General features: G+C 38.2%; 16 protein-coding genes. 12 read left to right on the top strand and 4 right to left on the bottom strand.

Annotation, left to right across the window (positions count from 1 at the left end; genetic code table 11):
- Positions 1 to 73: 73 nt before the first annotated feature.
- The 3 genes from G440_RS0102020 to recF all read right to left on the bottom strand — a co-directional run bounded on the left by G440_RS0102020 (position 74) and on the right by recF (position 2,067).
- Complete coding sequence (locus tag G440_RS0102020; protein WP_026449771.1) at positions 74 to 370, bottom strand: DciA family protein; 297 nt, start codon at positions 368 to 370, stop codon at positions 74 to 76.
- Between the two features lie 108 nt (positions 371 to 478).
- On the bottom strand, positions 479 to 901 hold the full coding sequence (locus tag G440_RS0102015; RefSeq protein ID WP_026449770.1) for a lipocalin-like domain-containing protein: 423 nt from the start codon (positions 899 to 901) through the stop codon (positions 479 to 481).
- Between the two features lie 80 nt (positions 902 to 981).
- Entirely contained in the window at positions 982 to 2,067 is a 1,086-nt protein-coding gene (gene recF, locus G440_RS0102010; protein ID WP_026449769.1) for a DNA replication/repair protein RecF, read from the bottom strand.
- A 300-nt stretch (positions 2,068 to 2,367) separates the two neighbouring features.
- On the opposite strand from recF, the gene G440_RS0102005 reads away from it, so the two are divergent.
- From G440_RS0102005 to G440_RS0101975, 7 genes are all read left to right on the top strand, one after another.
- The gene (locus tag G440_RS0102005; protein ID WP_026449768.1) at positions 2,368 to 3,135 is read left to right on the top strand and encodes a tetratricopeptide repeat protein; all 768 of its coding nucleotides are present in this window, start codon (positions 2,368 to 2,370) and stop codon (positions 3,133 to 3,135) included.
- Positions 3,136 to 3,633 carry a 6,7-dimethyl-8-ribityllumazine synthase gene (ribH, locus tag G440_RS0102000; protein ID WP_026449767.1) on the top strand — a complete coding sequence of 166 codons (498 nt, stop codon included), beginning with the start codon at positions 3,136 to 3,138 and terminating at the stop codon, positions 3,631 to 3,633.
- Positions 3,634 to 3,833: 200 nt separating this feature from the next.
- A complete protein-coding gene (locus tag G440_RS0101995; RefSeq protein WP_026449766.1) occupies positions 3,834 to 4,118 on the top strand; it encodes a hypothetical protein in 285 nt (94 codons plus the stop codon).
- 6 nt (positions 4,119 to 4,124) lie between these two features.
- Entirely contained in the window at positions 4,125 to 5,969 is a 1,845-nt protein-coding gene (mutL, locus tag G440_RS0101990) for a DNA mismatch repair endonuclease MutL (RefSeq protein WP_026449765.1), read from the top strand.
- Positions 5,970 to 6,041: 72 nt separating this feature from the next.
- Positions 6,042 to 6,785 (top strand): rhomboid family intramembrane serine protease, encoded by a 744-nt coding sequence (locus G440_RS0101985; protein WP_026449764.1) that lies wholly within the window; start codon positions 6,042 to 6,044, stop codon positions 6,783 to 6,785.
- Between the two features lie 2 nt (positions 6,786 to 6,787).
- Positions 6,788 to 7,663 carry a rhomboid family intramembrane serine protease gene (locus G440_RS0101980; RefSeq protein ID WP_026449763.1) on the top strand — a complete coding sequence of 292 codons (876 nt, stop codon included), beginning with the start codon at positions 6,788 to 6,790 and terminating at the stop codon, positions 7,661 to 7,663.
- A gap of 5 nt (positions 7,664 to 7,668) precedes the next feature.
- A complete protein-coding gene (locus tag G440_RS0101975; protein WP_026449762.1) occupies positions 7,669 to 8,685 on the top strand; it encodes an endonuclease/exonuclease/phosphatase family protein in 1,017 nt (338 codons plus the stop codon).
- Positions 8,686 to 8,839: 154 nt separating this feature from the next.
- Here G440_RS0101975 and G440_RS0101970 read toward each other — a convergent pair whose 3' ends face one another.
- Complete coding sequence (locus G440_RS0101970; protein WP_026449761.1) at positions 8,840 to 9,487, bottom strand: WbqC family protein; 648 nt, start codon at positions 9,485 to 9,487, stop codon at positions 8,840 to 8,842.
- 216 nt (positions 9,488 to 9,703) lie between these two features.
- Between G440_RS0101970 and udk the strand changes: the two genes are divergently transcribed.
- Genes udk through scpA form a run of 5 tightly spaced genes read left to right on the top strand, consistent with a single transcriptional unit; the run spans position 9,704 to position 14,381 of the window.
- Positions 9,704 to 10,324, top strand: a complete 621-nt coding sequence (gene udk, locus G440_RS0101965) for a uridine kinase (protein ID WP_026449760.1) — start codon at positions 9,704 to 9,706, stop codon at positions 10,322 to 10,324.
- Positions 10,325 to 10,377: 53 nt separating this feature from the next.
- Positions 10,378 to 10,653, top strand: a complete 276-nt coding sequence (locus G440_RS0101960) for an FtsB family cell division protein (RefSeq protein ID WP_245574813.1) — start codon at positions 10,378 to 10,380, stop codon at positions 10,651 to 10,653.
- Positions 10,650 to 12,044 (top strand): methylmalonyl-CoA mutase subunit beta, encoded by a 1,395-nt coding sequence (locus G440_RS0101955; RefSeq protein WP_051285075.1) that lies wholly within the window; start codon positions 10,650 to 10,652, stop codon positions 12,042 to 12,044. The genes G440_RS0101960 and G440_RS0101955 overlap by 4 nt, the downstream gene beginning before the upstream one ends.
- On the top strand, positions 12,041 to 12,223 hold the full coding sequence (locus tag G440_RS0101950; protein WP_026449757.1) for a hypothetical protein: 183 nt from the start codon (positions 12,041 to 12,043) through the stop codon (positions 12,221 to 12,223). Before G440_RS0101955 ends, G440_RS0101950 begins: the two co-directional genes overlap by 4 nt.
- Complete coding sequence (gene scpA / locus G440_RS0101945) at positions 12,216 to 14,381, top strand: methylmalonyl-CoA mutase (protein ID WP_026449756.1); 2,166 nt, start codon at positions 12,216 to 12,218, stop codon at positions 14,379 to 14,381. The genes G440_RS0101950 and scpA overlap by 8 nt, the downstream gene beginning before the upstream one ends.
- The last annotated feature ends 37 nt before the right edge of the window (positions 14,382 to 14,418 follow it).

Genomic DNA, 14,418 nt, shown 5'->3' with positions numbered 1-14,418 from the left:
CGACAGAAAGGTATTGTTTTTACGGAGAACATGCAAAATAATTTCCGAGTCATCTCTTTGGAGATCAGAGGGCTTACCGCAAAACTAATTTCTGGATCAATGTCTTGCCCAATTCCTCATTGAGTAAATTGACTATTTTCTCCTTCCCATAACTGAGCTCTTCCCGCAAAACTGATGAAGAAAGCTGCACATAAAGTGTTTCACGATCCAGTTTTATATCGGTTGTATATTTTGAAATAGCTACACCCATAACCGTATCCCAAGCTTCTTTGGCATTTACTTTATTCAAGCCTTTCTCAAGCCTGTTGGCGCCAATAAATTCCTGTAAAGCATCGCCAATAGATATGTTTTCGGAGTGTCGTTTTGCCATTTTTTTTTAAAAGTTTAAAGGTTTAGAAGTTTATGAGTTTAGAAGTTTAGTTTGATTTTTTTAGGCAACCTGCAACCTGCAACCTGCAACCTGCAACCTGCAACCATTTTATTCTCCAAAATCGAATTTTTCAAAAGTGGAGTATGTATAAATCTTGTTATCTCTGTTTTTTACCACCAGGGTGCTGTCTTTCGCTTCAATCACGGTTTCTTTCCATTCATCGAAAGGAGTTTTGTAATACATCCGCAAGCTGTCCGCTTCAATTTTTAATGTGAAGTTCTCTGAAACACCGTTTGTTCTAAAGCTACCGTCAAGTTTTGGTGAAACCTTGGTGCGGATACCGCTGTCGCCTTTCACTTCAATATAATCAACAATGGTATTGGCTCTAAAATCTTTCTTTTTGCCACTTGGCATTTTTACGGTTTCTATTTCCCAATACCCGTTGAGGATTTGCTTTTGTTCTTCGGGATTGGGTTTTTCACAGGCAATGAAAAAAACGGTAAGCAGTAAAATTGTGATTTTGTATTTCATTGGTTTAGGATTTTTAGTTCTTTGCGTTTTTGCGGCTTTGCGTGCAATTATTTCACCACAGAGGCACAGAGGGCACAGAGTTAGGATGATAAAGGAAACATTTTATAGGTTTGATGCACTTTTTTTATTACGTCTTCGGTGCGTTCTGCGTGCGTATCGCTAATGAAAAGTTGTCCGAAATTTTCATTATCTACCAAAGAGATTAAATGCTCTACCCGCATTTCGTCCAATTTATCAAAAATATCATCCAAAAGCAAAATCGGGTTCGTTTTTGAATGATTTTTTATAAAGTCGAATTGTGCTAATTTCAATGCTATAAGATACGATTTTTGTTGTCCCTGCGAGCCAAATTTTTTGATGGGATGTCCGTCAATTTCAAAAACCAAATCGTCTTTGTGGATTCCAAAGTTTGTGTATTGCGAAATTTTATCCTTTATGATATTCTTCTGAAGTAGCGTCGATAAATCATTTTCCTGCAATTGACTTTGATAAACCAAATTGATGCTTTCCTCACCGCTGCTGATGGATTTGTATCTATTCAGAAATATAGGAAGGAATTCCTCCACAAAAGCAATCCTTTTTCCAAAGATACTTGTTCCATAAGCGTGCATTTGCTCGTTATAAATGTCAATCGTGTCCTGGCTGAAAGTGTTGTTAGCTGCGAAATATTTCAAAAGTGAATTTCGCTGTGCCAGCACTTTGTTGTATTTGATTAGGGTATGGAGGTATTCAGAATCACGCTGCGAAATAACGCCGTCAATGAATTTTCGCCGTGTATCGCTTCCTTCAATAATTAAATCCCTATCTGCGGGCGAAATGATCACCAAAGGCAAAAAACCAATGTGGTCGCTGAATTTATCATATGCTTTCCCGTTTCGTTTTATAATTTTTTTCTGCCCTCTTTTCGCGCTCACTACAATCTTTTCTGAAGAATCGTTCTTTTCATAAAAACCTTCCACCACAAAAAAATCTTCGTCGTGTTTAATGTTTTGAGTTGTAATCGGGTTAAAATAACTTTTTCCGAAAGAAAGGTGATAGATGGCATCCAGGATATTGGTTTTACCCACGCCATTATTTCCAACAAAGCAATTTATTTTCGGATCGAAATCAAATGATTCAGCTTCAAAGTTTTTATAATTGAGTAAGGAGAGTTTTTGTAAAATCATAAATAAAAAATGCCAAAAGGCTTTTAGACTTATTACGTAAGACTAAAGAGTTTAAAAATTCAATTCAGAAAGTGCCGTAAAAAGATGTAAAAATAAGAGGTTTGGTATGATTTCTTCCTAAGTCTTGCGTCATTTTGTCTTTTCTTTATTCTTTGATGTAAATTGGTTTTTTACAATGTCCATACTGTAAAGGACTTAGGGTTAAAAATATAGGCTTTTCAAATTATTAAAAAATAAGAAATATTAATCCTTTTAAATTCCATTAAAAATTTTATTTTTGCGCCACAATAACCTATAACTATGGCAACGTACAAAAAACGCGGAGGCAAACCAAAAACGAAGGCTGATAAAGAGGCTCAAATTGAAGAAGGCAGCACAACGGCAGAAGTATTCAACTCGCTGGACGAAGGCGCATCAAAAACTGAGGCTTGGGTAGAAAAAAACCAAAAGGTAATTCTTGGAGTTATCGCAGTTGTTGCTATATGTGTTCTGGGGTATTTCTTATATCAGAAATTTATTCAAGAGCCAAAGGAAACTGAAGCTATGAACGAAATGTTCCAAGCGCAGAACTATTGGGAACAAGCATTGAACTCTCCAGCAAAAGATTCACTTTACAATCTTTCATTGCAAGGTGGTGAGGGAAAATATGGTTTTCTTGACATTGCTGATACTTACAGTGGAACAAAGGCAGCAAATCTTTCCCGCTACTACGCTGGAATGGCTTATTTGAACACAAACAAATATCAAGAGGCGATTGCACAATTGGACAAATTTAAAAGCGATGATGATATTTTAGCACCTTTGGCAAAAGGAGCAATTGGCGATGCATTCGCACAGTTGGGCCAGAATGAGGATGCTTTAAAGTATTACGAGGAAGCAGCCACGATGCGCACCAACGATTTTACAACACCACGCTTTCTTTTAAAAGCTGGAATTGCAGCAATGGCTTTGAATAAGAATGACAAAGCTTTATCACATTTCAAAAAAATAGCGGATGATTATCCAAAATCAGCCGAAGCCGCCAAAGCCGAAATCTATACTGGTCGCGCGGAAGCAATGAAAAAATAAATGGCAACTAAGAATACAAATTTATCGGCTTACGATAAAAACACAATCCCAAACGCGAAAGATTTTCGGTTTGGGATTGTTGTTTCAGAATGGAATCATGACGTAACCGAAGGCATGTTTCAAGGCGCTTTTGATGCTTTAAAAGATTGTGGTGCGATCAATGAAAATATAGTTCGTTGGGACGTTCCAGGAAGTTTTGAACTAATTCACGGCTGTAAACTTATGACGCAAAGTTATGACATGCTTGATGCCGTAATTGCCATAGGAAGTGTTATCCAAGGGGAAACAAAACATTTTGAATACGTATGTGGAGGTGTTGCCCAAGGCATAAAAGACCTTAACGTACACGGAAATATCCCTGTAATTTTTTGTGTACTCACCGATAATACCATGCAACAAGCCATTGACCGAAGCGGAGGAAAACACGGTAACAAAGGCACCGAAGCAGCAATTGCCGCCATAAAAATGGCACAGCTGCGGAAGGATTCAAAATTTTAGATTCAAAGTTCATACTTCGACTTCGCTCAGTAACCGAAATTTTAAGATTCAAAGTATTTTCGTTATCTCTACTGCACATTGCAATTGCAACTGAATACTGCTCACTGACCACTGAACATTGGTACGGTAATTGTTCAAAACAAGCTTTCAAAATACTTTACAAAACACAGTATTTTCAATACCTTTGAAGCACAACAATTATGGGACTAATAGGTAAGAGAAAAAATAAGAAGTATAGCTATAAACCGCGTCACTACGAATTTGATGGAGAAGGAAGCCCATATTCTATGGAGCATAAATTTGATCACTTCCGGACTACTGTTGGCGATAATAAAGGTTTAAAGGGAAAATTTCAATCGGCTTGGTCAGATTTGCGCCAAACTTCTGATAGAAACGCAAACCGAAGAATTATTGTTATTATAGCAATATTAGTCCTTATTTTCCTGTTTATTATTGAGTTCGATTTATCCATTTTCTACGCATAGATTTTAATGTCAGACATCATTCAGTTATTACCGGATCACGTTGCAAACCAAATTGCAGCAGGGGAGGTTGTACAACGCCCTGCTTCTGTAGTGAAGGAGTTGCTGGAGAATGCCATTGATGCAAAAGCAACTTCCATAACCCTTGTTGTTAAAGACGCTGGAAAGACGCTTGTTCAGGTTACGGATAATGGTGGCGGAATGAGCATTACCGATGCACGACTCAGTTTTGAACGTCACGCTACTTCAAAAATTAAATCGGCGGAAGATCTTTTTAATCTTCATACCAAAGGTTTTCGTGGGGAAGCCTTGGCTTCCATCGCCGCTATTGCCCATGTGGAGTTGAAAACTAGAACTGAAGATTCTGATATTGGCACCCATCTCACCATTGAAGGCAGCAAAGTGATTTCACAAGATCCGGCTGTTGTTCCAAAAGGGACGACTATTTCAGTAAAAAATCTTTTTTATAATATTCCCGCACGTAGAAATTTCTTAAAAAGCAATCCCGTAGAAACGCGCCATATTATTGATGAATTTCATCGTGTGGCTTTGGCACATCCAAGTGTTGCCTTTCAAATGCTTCACAATGGGAGCGATGTTTTTAATCTGCCTGCATCTAATTCGCGACAACGTATTGTAAATATCTTCGGAAGTAAGACCAATGAAAAACTGGTTCCCGTAACTGAAGAAACCGAAATTTTAAAAATTGAAGGTTTCGTCTTAAAACCTGAATTCGGAAAGAAAAGCAGGGGAGAACAGTTCTTTTTTGTAAATGATCGGTTTATTAAAAGTCCGTATCTACATCACGCAGTTTCTTCGGCTTTTGAAGGCTTGATGAAAAGTGGCGTCCACCCAGGCTATTTTTTATTTTTAGAAGTAGATCCGCATTCCATCGATATCAATATTCACCCAACAAAAACCGAAATAAAATTTGACGATGAGCATTCAATTTATGCGATGCTACGAGCGACGGTAAAACACAGTTTGGGACAATTCAACATTGCACCGGTATTGGATTTTGAACGGGATAAAGGTTTTGATACGCCTTATGAATACAGTAAAAAATCGCCAACAGCGCCTTCCGTAGAAGTTGATAGAGATTTTAATCCATTTAAGGATAAGCCGAAGCAGGGAAATATTAGATTTCCTTATAAACGAGAACAAGCTTCTTCCTGGGAATCGCTTTACGTGGGACTAAAAGATGAAAACACAGAAGTCTCTGGCTTGGGCGATATTGAATTTGAAAGCGAAGAAGTAACGGGAAGTCTTTTTGAAAATAGCGATCTTGAATCTGGACAGATAACGTTTCAGCTTCAGAATAAATATATTGTAAGTCCGTTGAAAAATGGAATGATGATCGTGCATCAAAATCTCGCACATCAACGTATTCTTTACGAAGAATTATTAAAAAACATCACGGTAAAAGAAGCGGTGAGCCAACAATTGTTGTTTCCGTTGGAGTTGCATTTCTCCAAGCCGGATGTCGATATCATTGAAAAAATACGGGAGCAACTTGAAAATACCGGTTTTGTGTTTTCAGAATTGAAAAACGAAACCATTGAGATTAGCGGTATTCCTGTGTTGATTATGGAGAGCCATGTTGTAAATTTGCTGCAGCAATTGGTAAACGATATAAAAGAAGAAGTGCCCGATAGCGGGTTTAGTCAGAATGATATGTTGGCAAAATCAATGGCCGCTGGAATGGCGATTAAAACAGGCGTTTCTTTAAACAAAGAAGAGCGGGAACATTTAATTAACCAGCTTTTTGCCTGTAAGGAGCCAACGGTAAGTCCAAATAACAAACCGGTGTTTACAACCATGGATGTTAGCGATTTTGATAGAAAATTTATGTAAAACCAAACCTTTTGGGTGAAAAAATAACTGCCGAAAATTATCCTCAGCGATAATCGAAAGGCAGGAAAAACTATGGGAAAAATAACCGATACAGTAAAATTTCTTTTAATTATCAATGTGATCTTTTATATAGGATCATTTTTAATAGGCGATGTATCGCTGAAATTGTTTGCGCTCTACTACTTTGAAAACCCTAATTTTCAATATTGGCAGCCAATTACGCATATGTTTATGCACGATCCTACCTCCATATTCCATATACTTTTTAATATGTATGCGCTCTGGGCTTTTGGTTCGCCATTAGAAATGCGCTGGGGCCAAAAGAAGTTTCTGTTTTTTTATTTTTCGGCAGGACTGGGCGCAGCCATAATACACACTTTGGTGAACTATTATAATGTTCACAGCGTTATGGATTCATTATTAGCCGGTGGATGGAGCCAAGACCAGATTATGAGTTATTTAGCTGGAGGTAATGGCGGAAGCCAATCTGTGCTAGATACCGTTTCGATGGATCAAATAACATCTATGGCGCAGTCGTACAACGGTGTGGCTCTTGGGGCTTCGGGTGCCGTGTATGGTGTGCTGGTGGCTTTTGGAATCATGTTCCCAAATATAGAACTAATGTTGATTTTCCTTCCTATTCCTATTAAAGCGAAATATTTTATTCCAGGAATTATTCTAATGGATTTAATTTTTGGAATTACAGGAACAGGTACTGGAATCGCGCATTGGGCGCATATTGGAGGCGCTCTATTTGGCTTTATTATGGCTTGGTATTGGAAGAAGAACAGTTTTGATAATCACCGCTGGAATTAATTATGGCTGCTACAAGTCTTTCATATAAATATAAAACAGCCAATATCTTGGTGAAGCTCATTGTTATCAATGTAGCCGTGTTTTTAATAGTCAACTTGAGTTCCTTTTTTTTAAGTATAAGTCCGCAGTATTTTTCTAGATGGTTTGTGCTAAGCGATAGTTTGAATACGCTTTTAATCCATCCATGGACGTTAATTACATACGGATTTCTTCATTTTGGTTTCTTCCATATTTTCTTTAATATGATATGGCTGTATTGGTTTGGACAATTTGTTTTGACCCTATTTACAGGAAAACGATTGCTGACAATATATTTATTGGGAGCCTTATTTGGTGGTTTACTATTTGTATTGGCCTATAATCTTTTTCCGGTTTTTGCAGAAAGCCGTGGTTATTTAATTGGAGCTTCGGGCGCGGTAACTGCGATTATGATTTTTATCGCTACCTATACGCCAAACACGCAAGTGCGAATATTCACCTTCACTATCAAGCTTTGGCATATTGCCATTGTACTTTTCCTTTTAGATTTAATACGTATTCCTTCATCAGGTAATGCAGGAGGTTTAATGGCTCATGTGGGTGGTGCGGTTTTTGGCTATACCTATGCAGTACAATTGGCTAAAGGCAATGACATTGGCAAATGGTTTGAAAATTTTATGGACTGGATTGCTGATCTTTTTAAACCACGAACTAAAAAACCCTTCAAAACGGTACATCGTACAGCGCAACCTAAAACAAAGCCTTCTAAACCCAAGGATTCAAAATCTGATCATCAGAAAAAGATAGATGGTATTTTGGATAAAATTGGCAAGAGCGGATACGAAAGCCTTACAAAAGAAGAAAAAGATTTCCTTTTTAAAGCGGGTAAAGAGGACTAAGCATAATGGGAAGATTCTTCAATAAACTGATTTTTTGGGTCAATTTGATTGCGGCTTTTTTATTGTTGATTTCTTTTGTATTGCCGTATTTACCGCCAAAAACCTTTCCCACAATTTCATTGTTGAGCTTGTTCGTACCACTGATCATACTGCTTAATATTATTTTTGCTCTTTATTGGGCTATCCAGCTAAGAGCTCGATTTTTTCTCTCCTTCACCGTTCTCTTTGTTTCCTATTTTTACTTTAATGTGTTTTATGAAGTATCCAAAGGAGGAGATGCTTCACAATACAAAAACACGTTGAGTGTACTTTCCTATAACGTACGTTTGTTTAACGCTTATGAAAAGAATCCAGAAACCGATGCAGTTCAAATGATGTCCGAAATCCTTGCCGAACAAGATCCGGATGTTATCTGTATTCAGGAATTTTATAGATTTAACAAGGTTGATTTTTCAGCTTATCCATATCAATATCTTCACTTTAGAAGACCTAGAGCTGAATTGGGACATGCTTTTTTGTCGAAATATCCCATAATAAACACAGGCGCTTTCGATTTTGAAGGTTCTCACAACAATACCCTCTTTGCTGATCTGATAAAAGGGAATGATACCATCCGTGTTTACAATCTTCACCTTCAGTCAATAGATGTAAACCCGAGAATTAGATTTTTAAAAGAAACTGATAATGAAAAACTTAGAAAACGAATCTCTTCAGCCTTTACAAAGCAGCAAAACCAGATACAAGCTATTTTGAAGCATCAAAGTAATACGAAACATCCAATTCTTGTGTGTGGTGATTTTAATAACACCCCTTTTTCATATAGTTATCATATGTTGAAAAATGGGATGCAAGACTCTTTTAGGGAACGCGGAAATGGCTTGGGAACTACTTTTGAATTTGACAAATTTCCGTTGCGTATTGACTATATTCTTGCATCAAAAGGATTGGACTTTCTTACTTTTGAAACAATAAATAAAACTTTCTCAGACCATAGAGCGATTAAGGCGACGATTGGATGGTAATCCCCCCTTGCCCCCGAAGGAGGAACATTTACTCGGGGCGTGGAGGATGATTCTCACTAGGACGCATTATTATTATTATTATTATTATTATTGAAGTTCAATGAGCAATTCTCCTTAGCCGTCGAGTGGGATTCTTGTTGAGGCAGTTTTCGTGTTATTTCTCCCCTCTGGGGAGATGCCCGCAGGGCAGAGAGGACTCTTCTAAGTAAATCAAAGAATTCGGCCCTTCATTAAACAGCAAATCCAAAACGGAAAGATTTGGTAAAAAGGGATGATTTGCTTCGTGGACTTGCGTGTATTGTTCAGGCTGAAAAGTTGACTTTCTTTTGGCATTAACTAAAAAACGAAGATCTTGAATTTCGGGGGAAACTTCGTAAACTTTCGTTGTGGAAACTTCGGCTTCTATTCCTATTAATTCGAATAAAATTTCAGCAATTCTCAAGTTATAATCCATTAAACTTTCAACCTTTTCGCTAAATAATGGTTCTAGGTCATCTTCGTAATATTCAAAAAATGGAGAGGTGCGATATGCACTCTGTAGGCTTTTCCAATGTAGATCTTGCCACGGAAAGTCATTTTCCACTAGTATATTCTTCATTTTTTGACGTTCCCCATTCTTGCTGTGTTTGATGGGAATGTTTAAAAGGAGTTCTCCATTGCTATGCGCAATATAGGCGCGGTTTCGGTAGGTTTGTTTTTGGTAATTATCCTCAACTTCAAAGACTACCTTTTCTGCTTGTGCAATAGCAGCCATTTGTTCAATGGAAGGAAAATAGGAGGGATGGACGAGGATTTTTTTCATTTTGAGATATTACTACTTCAAAAATAACAAAGAAATCGAAAACTTTTGCTCACCGTGGGAGGAAAAAAGAAATCAACATCAAAAGTTAAATTCTATAAAAAAAGGATTATGGATAAGTATTGTTTAAACTGTAATTTTGAACGTTGATTCTTGAACATTGAACATTCAATATTGAACCTTGAATCCTTTTCCCTACATTTGTATAAATATTAAACTATGCTTATAATTGGCATCGCCGGAGGTACCGGAAGCGGCAAAACCACAGTAGTTGATCAAATTGTGAAAGAATTGCCTATCGATGAAGTGTGCGTCATTTCGCAGGATTCGTATTACCACGACACCAGTCATTTATCGATTGAAGATCGAAAAAAAATAAATTTTGACCATCCAAAAGCCATTGACTTTGATTTGCTGGTGAGTCATTTGAAGGAATTGCGCAACGGAAATTCCTTTGAGCAACCTGTATATTCTTTTGTAGAACATAATAGAACAGGCGAAACGATCCGTACTTTTCCGAGAAAAGTAATTATTGTGGAAGGAATTTTAATTTTGTCACATCCCGATATTCGTGAAATGTTCGACATTAAAATATTTGTACACGCTGATAGCGACGAACGATTGATACGAAGGTTAAAACGCGACATTGCAACGCGCGGCCGCGATCTGGAAGAAGTGCTCAATCGTTATCAAACTACCTTAAAGCCCATGCACCAACAGTTTATTGAGCCTACAAAGGAGTTTGCAGACATTATTATTCCCACAAATAAATACAATACAGTGGCCGTAGATGTAATAAGAAGTATTATTCACCAAAAAATAAGTTATACCGAATTGTGAAATTATCGCAAATAAAAAAGAACAAGTGGGTTAGATATATAGGCAATAAATACATGCTTATAGTTATACTATTTTTGGTTTGGATGATTTTTTTTGATGCCAATTCCTATTTAATTCATAAGGAATTGGACCACGATATCGATGCTTTGGAAGATAACGCCGAGTTTTATCAGAAAGAAATTGAACACGACAAAACCTTTATTAAAAAGATGGAAGATGATGATGAGATGGAGAAATTTGCTCGAGAAAGATATTACTTGAAGAAGGAAAATGAGGATATTTATATAATTGAAAATAAAGACAGCGTCAAAAAAGATGAAAAGCGATGAGTAAATTTGAACCCGCCCGCCCATTTGTAGGCATTGAAGATTTTGATGAAGTTTCCGCAAAACAATGGAAACAACAAATTCAGTATGACCTAAAAGGCGCCGACTATAACGAAACCTTAGTTTGGCAAAGTCCTGAAGGTGTAGATGTAAAACCATTCTATCATCAAGACGATTTTACGGAAGACTTCCAGCCAATCCCGGGACAACCCGAATCTTGGAAAATAGCCCAGAAAATATTTATTGATGATGAAAAAATAGCAAATAAAATCGCTTTGGATGCTATAAATAGAGGCGCGGAGTCCATTATTTTTACCGCTGATGAAGATTTTGATATTAAATCTGTTTTTAAGGATTTTCCATTTGAAAAGGCTTCCATCTACTTTAAACTCACTTTTCTTTCTGAAGTTTTCTACACTAAACTTATCAAGTTTTTTTCCAATAAAAACGCAACTGTTTATTACAATTTAGATCTAATCGGGAACTTAGCCCGAACTGGAAATTGGTTTCATAATATGAAGCGGGATCACGAAATCCTGGATACTATTCTTCCGAAGCATTCTTCGGAAAATATCCTTTCGGTTGATACCACTTTATATCAAAACGCAGGTGCAAACATCGTTCAGCAATTAGCTTATGCGCTGTCTCATGCGAATGAGTACCTAAATCATATTGCGAGCGAAGCGAAGCAATCTTTATCGTTAACCTTCCATCTCGCAGTAGGGCCAAATTATTTCTTCGAAATAGCCAAAATCCGAGCGCTTCGGAAACTTTACGCAACTTTGGCAAAAGAATACGGTTTCAATGAAACCTGTCATATTATTGCTACACCTTCCGAGCGTAACAAAACCCTTTATGATTATAACGTAAACTTGCTTCGCAGTACCACCGAATGTATGAGTAGCGTTTTGGGTGGAGCGGACACAATTTGCAACTTGCCTTATGACGCGATTTATCATAAGAATAACGAGTTTGGCGAACGTATTTCCCGGAATCAGTTGCTTATTCTAAAACACGAGAGTTATTTTGACACCGTTAGCAATCCCGCAGATGGCACTTACTATATTGAAAGTTTGACGGATGAACTTGCGGAAAAAGCATTGCAATTATTTAAGGACATTGAAAAGAATGGTGGCTTTCTTCAGCAATTAAAAGAAGAAACCATTCAAAATAAAATAAAGGAAAGCGCCGACAAAGAACAAGCGCTTTTTGATACTGGCAAACTGAAATTGTTAGGGACCAATTATCACCCAAACAAAAACGACCGAATGAAAGACGATTTGGAACTTTTCCCTTTCGTTAAAAAGAACCCAGTAAAAACTATTATTCCCCCAATTGTTGAAAGAAGAATTTCGGAAATCACTGAACAAGAACGCTTAAAACAAGAATCATGAGTGAAGAATTAGGAATTGTAGTAGGAATAGTTTTCGCGATACTTGGCCTGGCCATTTTAACTCGTTTAAACAAATTAACCACGCACAAATATTACCGATATCTATTGATAGTAATTGGTATTATTCTGATAGGATTTGCAATATATCAGGTCTGGAGAAGCATTTACGTTTATGGATAGAAAGAATTTACAGCAGATTAGTCTGAAAAAGACGGAAGACGGAGGACAGAGGATAGATAGGAATCACCTTGACCAGAAAAATGTTACCGACGAGGAAACCTTTTCCACTGCAGAAAAAATCGAGATCAAAAAAAACTACAGCAAAGAAGATATAGTGAATCTTAAGCACTTAAACTTCGGCGCTGGAATTGCACCAAATCTTCGTGGGCCTTATTCCACGATGTACGTTCGCAGACCGTGGACTATTCGTCAATACGCCGGTTTTTCAACGGCCGAAGATAGTAATGCTTTTTACCGAAGAAACCTCGCCGCAGGTCAAAAAGGACTTTCTGTAGCCTTTGATCTTGCCACACATCGCGGTTATGACAGTGATCACGAAAGAGTGGAAGGTGATGTGGGGAAAGCAGGTGTTGCCATTGACAGTGTGGAGGATATGAAAATCCTTTTTGATCAAATTCCATTGGACAAGATGAGCGTTTCTATGACCATGAATGGCGCGGTACTTCCTATTATGGCCTTTTATATTGTTGCAGCCGAAGAACAAGGCGTTTCGCCAAAAGATTTGGCGGGAACCATTCAAAACGATATTTTAAAGGAGTTTATGGTGCGGAATACTTATATCTATCCGCCAACGCCATCGATGAAAATCATCAGCGATATTTTTGAATACGCTTCTAAAAATATGCCCAAGTTTAATAGTATTTCCATCTCTGGGTATCATATGCAGGAAGCGGGAGCTACGGCCGATATTGAGCTTGCTTACACATTGGCAGATGGATTGGAATATATTCGTACGGGTCTTAAAGCAGGAATGGATATAGATACTTTTGCGCCGCGACTTTCCTTCTTTTGGGGCATTGGGATGAATCACTTTATGGAAATCGCCAAGCTGCGAGCCGCCAGAATGTTATGGGCTAAAATTGTAAAACAGTTTAATCCTAAAAACGAAAAATCGCTTTCCCTTCGAACCCACTGCCAAACCAGCGGTTGGAGTCTTACGGAACAAGATCCGTTTAACAACGTGGCGCGAACTGTTATTGAAGCTTCGGCAGCGGTTTTTGGAGGAACGCAATCTTTGCACACAAATGCCTTGGATGAAGCAATTGCATTACCAACCGATTTCTCCGCACGAATTGCACGAAACACACAGATTTTCCTTCAAACGGAAACTCAAATTACCAAAACGGTTGATCCTTGGGCAGGCAGTTATTATGTTGAAAGTCTTACCAACGAAATCGCCAATAATGCTTGGGAATTAATTGAAGAAGTAGAAGAGCTTGGTGGAATGACCAAAGCTATTGAGGCTGGAATTCCAAAACTGCGTATTGAGGAAGCTTCCGCTAGAAAGCAGGCAAGAATTGATAGCCAGCAGGATATTATTGTTGGTATAAACAAATATCGCCTAGATAAAGAGGACCCGTTGCAAATCTTGGACGTGGACAACCAGAAGGTCCGTACCTCACAGATTGAACGGCTAGAAAGAATAAAAGCTGAGCGTGACACCAAAAAGGTAGAAAGATCCCTTGCAGATATAACTGAATGTGCAAAGACGGGTGAAGGAAATTTATTAGCTTTAGCCGTAGAAGCAGCCCGCGAAAGGGCAACTTTAGGCGAAATCTCTACCGCAATGGAAAAGGAATTCGGAAGGTATAAAGCACAAATTAGATCATTTAGCGGCGTGTATAGTAAAGAAATTAAGAAAGACAAGAGCTTTGAGAAAGCTAGAGAAATGGCAGATCAGTTTGCAGAACTGGAAGGCCGTCGTCCCCGCATTATGATTGCCAAAATGGGGCAGGACGGTCACGACCGTGGCGCCAAAGTAATTGCTACCGGATATGCCGACGTAGGTTTTGATGTGGACATAGGCCCACTCTTCCAAACTCCCGCAGAAGCCGCCAAACAAGCCGTTGAAAACGATGTGCACATTCTTGGCGTTTCCTCTCTCGCTGCAGGACACAAAACCTTAGTGCCACAAGTAATTGAAGCTCTAAAAAAGTACGGCCGCGAAGATATTATGGTCATCGTGGGAGGCGTAATACCACACCAAGACTATCAATATCTTTTTGATGCTGGTGCCGTAGCTGTTTATGGCCCAGGAACAAGAATTAGTGATGCTGCTATTGAGATGTTGGGGGTTTTGATTGAGGGGGTTGAGTAAATTCGCAATCGAAGTGTTTTAAATACGCCGGTTGTAA

Source organism: Aequorivita capsosiphonis DSM 23843, from assembly GCF_000429125.1.
In the GTDB taxonomy this organism is placed as follows: Bacteria; Bacteroidota; Bacteroidia; order Flavobacteriales; family Flavobacteriaceae; genus Aequorivita; species Aequorivita capsosiphonis.
Note: the sequence above shows the minus strand (reverse complement) of the source record. Positions and strands in the feature narration are given on the sequence as shown.

Bases quoted from the DNA above. Each gene is read 5' to 3' on its own strand.
- G440_RS0101985 (WP_026449764.1), top strand. From the start codon at position 6,042: ATGGGAAAAATAACCGATACAGTAAAATTTCTTTTAATTATCAATGTG.
- G440_RS0101995 (WP_026449766.1), top strand. From the start codon at position 3,834: ATGGGACTAATAGGTAAGAGAAAAAATAAGAAGTATAGCTATAAACCG.
- udk (WP_026449760.1), top strand. From the start codon at position 9,704: ATGCTTATAATTGGCATCGCCGGAGGTACCGGAAGCGGCAAAACCACA.
- recF (WP_026449769.1), bottom strand. From the start codon at position 2,067: ATGATTTTACAAAAACTCTCCTTACTCAATTATAAAAACTTTGAAGCT.
- G440_RS0101980 (WP_026449763.1), top strand. From the start codon at position 6,788: ATGGCTGCTACAAGTCTTTCATATAAATATAAAACAGCCAATATCTTG.
- G440_RS0102005 (WP_026449768.1), top strand. From the start codon at position 2,368: ATGGCAACGTACAAAAAACGCGGAGGCAAACCAAAAACGAAGGCTGAT.
- G440_RS0101970 (WP_026449761.1), bottom strand. From the start codon at position 9,487: ATGAAAAAAATCCTCGTCCATCCCTCCTATTTTCCTTCCATTGAACAA.
- G440_RS0101950 (WP_026449757.1), top strand. From the start codon at position 12,041: ATGAGTGAAGAATTAGGAATTGTAGTAGGAATAGTTTTCGCGATACTT.
- G440_RS0101955 (WP_051285075.1), top strand. From the start codon at position 10,650: ATGAGTAAATTTGAACCCGCCCGCCCATTTGTAGGCATTGAAGATTTT.
- scpA (WP_026449756.1), top strand. From the start codon at position 12,216: ATGGATAGAAAGAATTTACAGCAGATTAGTCTGAAAAAGACGGAAGAC.
- G440_RS0102015 (WP_026449770.1), bottom strand. From the start codon at position 901: ATGAAATACAAAATCACAATTTTACTGCTTACCGTTTTTTTCATTGCC.
- ribH (WP_026449767.1), top strand. From the start codon at position 3,136: ATGGCAACTAAGAATACAAATTTATCGGCTTACGATAAAAACACAATC.
- G440_RS0101975 (WP_026449762.1), top strand. From the start codon at position 7,669: ATGGGAAGATTCTTCAATAAACTGATTTTTTGGGTCAATTTGATTGCG.
- mutL (WP_026449765.1), top strand. From the start codon at position 4,125: ATGTCAGACATCATTCAGTTATTACCGGATCACGTTGCAAACCAAATT.
- G440_RS0101960 (WP_245574813.1), top strand. From the start codon at position 10,378: ATGCTTATAGTTATACTATTTTTGGTTTGGATGATTTTTTTTGATGCC.
- G440_RS0102020 (WP_026449771.1), bottom strand. From the start codon at position 370: ATGGCAAAACGACACTCCGAAAACATATCTATTGGCGATGCTTTACAG.